The sequence below is a fragment of the Paenibacillus zanthoxyli JH29 genome (genome assembly GCF_000520715.1).
Taxonomy (GTDB): domain Bacteria; phylum Bacillota; class Bacilli; order Paenibacillales; family Paenibacillaceae; genus Paenibacillus_AQ; species Paenibacillus_AQ zanthoxyli.
The window spans coordinates 1-4,550 of the sequence record NZ_ASSD01000298.1 but is presented as its reverse complement, the minus strand read 5'-3'; the positions used below and the strand labels follow the sequence as shown (position 1 = coordinate 4,550).

At 57.2% G+C, this 4,550-nt stretch carries 5 protein-coding genes; all 5 read right to left on the bottom strand.

Annotated features, from left to right (window positions below; genetic code table 11):
* Window positions 1-1,186 (bottom strand): DEAD/DEAH box helicase (locus L691_RS0110865; RefSeq protein ID WP_156934212.1); only part of this gene is annotated, 1,186 nt, incomplete at its 3' end.
* Window positions 1,187-1,304: 118 nt separating this feature from the next.
* Window positions 1,305-2,975 carry an ABC1 kinase family protein gene (locus L691_RS0110860; protein WP_036736606.1) on the bottom strand — a complete coding sequence of 557 codons (1,671 nt, stop codon included), beginning with the start codon at window positions 2,973-2,975 and terminating at the stop codon, window positions 1,305-1,307.
* A gap of 1 nt (window position 2,976) precedes the next feature.
* Window positions 2,977-3,345, bottom strand: coding sequence for a phasin family protein (locus L691_RS0110855; RefSeq protein ID WP_025690526.1), 369 nt, complete (start codon window positions 3,343-3,345; stop codon window positions 2,977-2,979).
* 93 nt (window positions 3,346-3,438) lie between these two features.
* Window positions 3,439-4,077 carry a ThuA domain-containing protein gene (locus L691_RS0110850; protein ID WP_025690525.1) on the bottom strand — a complete coding sequence of 213 codons (639 nt, stop codon included), beginning with the start codon at window positions 4,075-4,077 and terminating at the stop codon, window positions 3,439-3,441.
* A gap of 194 nt (window positions 4,078-4,271) precedes the next feature.
* The coding region (locus L691_RS0110840) for a uroporphyrinogen-III synthase (RefSeq protein WP_025690524.1) at window positions 4,272-4,550 on the bottom strand (279 nt) is incomplete at its 5' end.

The window sequence follows — 4,550 nt, the reverse complement described above, 5'->3', positions numbered from 1 at the left end:
CGCCGAATTCGCCCTTCTCAAAGCGGCGGCGCTCCAGCCGCTGCGAAATGCCGCGCTCGATCATCTCAAGCCCGGCGCGGTCGTGCGGCGAGGCGAAGGTGATCGCGAGCCCCTTGCCGCCCGCCCGGCCGGTCCGGCCGATGCGATGAATGTAGCTGTCCACGTCCAGCGGCATGTCGTAGTTAAAGACATGGGTTACGCCTTCCACGTCAAGACCGCGGGCAGCGACATCGGTAGCGACGAGAAGCTGAAGCTTCGCCTCCCGGAACGTCTTCATGACCGCCTCCCGCTTATTCTGCGACAGGTCGCCGTGCAGCTCGTCGCAGTCGTAGCCCGCTTCCCGCAGAGCGTCGCTCAGCTTCGACACCCGACGCTTCGTCCGGCAGAAGATAATGGCCAAATACGGCCGATCCCGTTCGATCAGCGCTTTAAGCGCCTCTTCCTTGGTTCGGTCGGTACACTCGACGACCTGCTGGCGGATATTGTCCAGCGGAATCGGCGAACCGCTCTTGATCACAATGTCGAGCGGTTGTTTCATATAGCTGGCCGCAAGCTGTTTGATCGGGTCAGGCATGGTCGCCGAGAACAGCATCGTCTGCCGCCGCGAAGGGATTGCCGTAATCACGCTCTCTACCTCGTCCAAAAAGCCCATATGCAGCATCTGATCCGCTTCATCGAGCACCAGCATATTTACTCCGCCCAAAGCCAGTGTCCCCCGGCGCATATGGTCCAGCAGCCTGCCCGGCGTGCCGATAATGAGATGCCTGCCGCCTTCCAGCTTGCGCAGCTGCTTCTCCACGTCCTGTCCGCCGTACACCGCCAGAATCTTGATATCGCTCTGGCGCGTAAGCTTCCGCGCTTCCTCCGTAATCTGGAGCGCCAGCTCCCGCGTCGGCGCCATGATCAGCGCCTGCGGAAAAGGACGGTCCGGCCTGATTTTATCCAATATTGGCAGCAGAAAAGCCAGCGTCTTGCCCGTACCCGTCTTTGCTCTTGCTATAACATCCAGCCCCTGCACGAGCGGCGGAATCGCCTCCGCCTGCACCGGGGTAGGCTGTGCAATGCCATTCCCTTTAAGAAGCGCGGTCAGCGCCTCTGAAACTCCCAATTCTTTAAAGCCCGGCAATTTCATCACCTCGTCATTTTCAAATATTACAGCGCGTGAATTCACTCTGAATTGAAGCATCTTCCCGGCACCCTGAAGCATCATGTACATTAAAAGCGGAAGAACTCCGGCATGGAGCTCTTCCGTCCTTGGCTCTTCCTATTTTAACCGTAATTCCCGCCGCCTTAATCCTCTTGCTCTAAAACCGCCCCGATTTAAAAATCGAGTACAGCAGCCAGATGAACATAAACAGCGCAACCACCGAGCCGATCTCGACGGTAGGAAAATTCCACAGCACGGACGGTTCCCGGCGCAGCGATGAACCGATGATCAGCCCGACCATAATAATGCTGAAGGCCAGCAGCACAATACTGAAGGAGAGCCGGTTGCCAATCCGGTCCAGCTTGCGCAGCAGACTTTGCAGTTCGGGCACGCCGACCTCCACCTTCAACCTGCCCTTGCTGATCAGCGCCGACAGCTGCCGGGCTTGTCCAGGCAGCTCCACGAGGCTCTCGGCAAGCTCCGCAACTCCGCCGAGCAGCTTGCGCTGCAGGCGGCTGCTGCTGAAGCGCTGCTTCACAAGCTGCCTGCCAAAAGGCTCCGCCATTTGAATGATGCTGAAGGAAGGGTCTAAATTGCCCACGACCCCTTCCAGAGTCAGCATCGTCTTCCCTAGCATTGCCAGATCGGGCGGAATCGCCAGACGATGGCGCCGGGCAACCGCGAACAAATCATTCAGCGCCTTCCCAATGCTGACCTGGCTGAACGGGACGTCATAGTATTCCTCTCTCAGCCGGTCCATGTCCTCATAGAGCGCGGATTGATCCGCATCCTCCGGAATGACGCCAAGGCGCAAAATCGCCCGGACCATGGCTTCCGTATTTTTGCGCATCAGGGCGATGATGAGGCTCGACAAATGGTCCCTCGTCTCCTCGCTCAGCCTGCCGACCATGCCGAAATCAATTAGCGCAAGCTTTCCGCTGTCCGTCACCATCACGTTGCCGGGATGGGGATCGGCATGAAAGAAGCCGTCGATAAAAATCTGCCTCAGCATAATATCCACCAGACGCTCTGCGGTATCCTTGAGGTTGACTCCCCTGCTCAGCAGCGCTTCGCGCCGATTCAGCGTAATCCCCTCGACAAACTCCATCGTCAGCACGCGAGAGGAAGAGTAATCCCAGTAAATCGCCGGAATATAGACCGATTTATTATCTTCAAGGTGCTGCGCGATTCTCTCGGCGCTCCTGCCCTCCTGGTTGTAGTCCAGCTCGTTCATCAGCGATCTGGAGAACTCCTCCGCCATCCGGGAGAGACTGTACTGCCTCGCCCAACCCAGCCGCCTCTCGGCAAGCGCCGTCAGATCGCGGAGAATTTCCAGATCGCGGCTCATCATGCGCATCACGCCGGGCCGCTGAATTTTGATGGCCACTTGCTGCCCGCTAAGCAGAACGCCGCGGTGGACCTGCCCGATGGAAGCGGCGGCGAGCGGCGTCTCTTCAAAAGAATCGAAGATCTCGCTGAGCGGCTGGTCCAGCTCCTGTTCCAGGATATTCATGGCCGTTTCCGCCGGAAAAGGCGGCACATGATCCTGGAGCTTTACCAATTCATTAATGATCGATTCCGGAAGCAGGTCCGATCGTGTGCTGGCAACCTGGCCCAGCTTGACAAAGGTCGGCCCTAAATCCTCCAGTACCAGCCTGATCCGCTCTCCCAGCGTCCGGCTGGGGTGCTGAACTTCCTGCGTTACCAGCCGGCGCGGAAGCGACAACACGCGGTACAGCCCCAGCTCTTCCACCATAAAGCCGAAGCCATGGCGCATCAGCGCCATGGCGATGGAACGGTAACGTCCGGCATGTCTAATCCGGACCATTTTAATCGGTATGCGTATCCGGCGCGATTTCTTCCACCGGCACCGGCTGCGTTCCTTCTCGGAATAGGCCCTCCAGTTCAGCCAAACGCTGCTCCAGAACGGCTATCCGTTCCTCCAAAGCGGAGATGTCGCTTTTTGCCGGAACGTTCAAGTCTTTAAGCACGCGCTGCACCTGCTCCTGAATTGCCGACTTTAACGCGCTTCGTTCTTCTTCGCCCCGCTCAATCAGCCGATCGACGAGCGCCTTGGATTCCGAGGGAGCCACTTCCCCCCGCTTGACCAGCTCATCAACGGCTTTCTCCACCTTTTCCTTACTGACAACGGTGAGTCCCACTCCTAAAGAGATTGCTTTTTTTAACAAATCGCTCATAGTCTCTTCCTCCTTGGATTCCGTTTTGCTGATGGCATTAGTCAACGATTAGATTATACCTTACCGGGCGGGGGCGTACAAAAGGAAGATCCTCTACTTCCGGAGCGGAATCCGGGCCGCCCATGTGGCGGCTTGCAGCAGCAGGGTATGCACCGCCGGATGACGGAACGTCGGCTCATGATGTCCCGGCATCAGGTAAACGACCCGTCCAAGGCCATAGCTGTGGCACCAGCCTGCCGGCCACCACTGTCCGCCCGCCTCGAACTCAAGCAGCACCGTCTTCTCCGTGAACGGATCGAATTCGTAGCGGTACGGCTCTTCTTCCAGCGCAAAGCTCCCGACCCCTTCCGTTATGTCATGCTCGCGTGTGCGGAATTCAAGCGGTCCGTATGGCGGATGCCCGGCAAATCTGGCGCCGATCAATTGGGCAAGCTCATTCCGGTTCCCAAGGGACACACCTGTATGCAGAACAATGAGTCCGCCGCCGCCGGCGACATAGCTTAGCAGTCCGGCCGTCTGCTGCGGAGAGACCGATTCATTCCACAGCTCGTTATAGGCGATGCACAAATCGTAGCCGCTCAAATTTTCGCTCAGCAGCATTTTTTTATTTTCCGTACACTGGACGGTCATCAAATCGTTTAATATATGGCTAATTTGCTTATCCACACCTTGAAGCGGATGGAACCTGGGATGCGTGTATTCGCCGATTAGCAGACATTTTTTTTTATCCATAGGGGCCTCCCCGTTTAAGTATCGTAGTCGATCCATTCATACTGCCTATATTTTAAGGAAAATGATGCCGGATGTCCATTCAAGGAAACGGCATTTCCTTCCGCAAGGCCCGTCCGCGAGATATAAAAAGAGCATTTCCGCCGGGTTTGAATGCGGAAATGCTCTTGTTCGCATTGGCATAGCAGGCCGCCGGGCTAGCTCCGGGCGGCCAAATAACGGCCAAGCTCCACGATCATGCTGCCCATCCGTTCCTGCTCCGGCATGATGATCCGCTTCACCCCCGCCTCCTTCAGCGCATCGGACGTAATCCGGCCCACCGAAACCGCAAGCACTCCGGTCTCAAAAGCATGAAGCATCGCCTGCAGCTTGCCGCAGCCGAGAGCGTATTCGGCTAGAAAACGTATCTGTGGCGCGCTGGTGAACGCAACGGCATCAACCTTCTCCTCCGTTATCTCAGTCAATAACCGCTCAAG

Bases quoted from the DNA above. Each gene is read 5' to 3' on its own strand.
- L691_RS0110860 (WP_036736606.1), bottom strand. From the start codon at position 2,975: ATGGTCCGGATTAGACATGCCGGACGTTACCGTTCCATCGCCATGGCG.
- L691_RS0110855 (WP_025690526.1), bottom strand. From the start codon at position 3,345: ATGAGCGATTTGTTAAAAAAAGCAATCTCTTTAGGAGTGGGACTCACC.
- L691_RS0110850 (WP_025690525.1), bottom strand. From the start codon at position 4,077: ATGGATAAAAAAAAATGTCTGCTAATCGGCGAATACACGCATCCCAGG.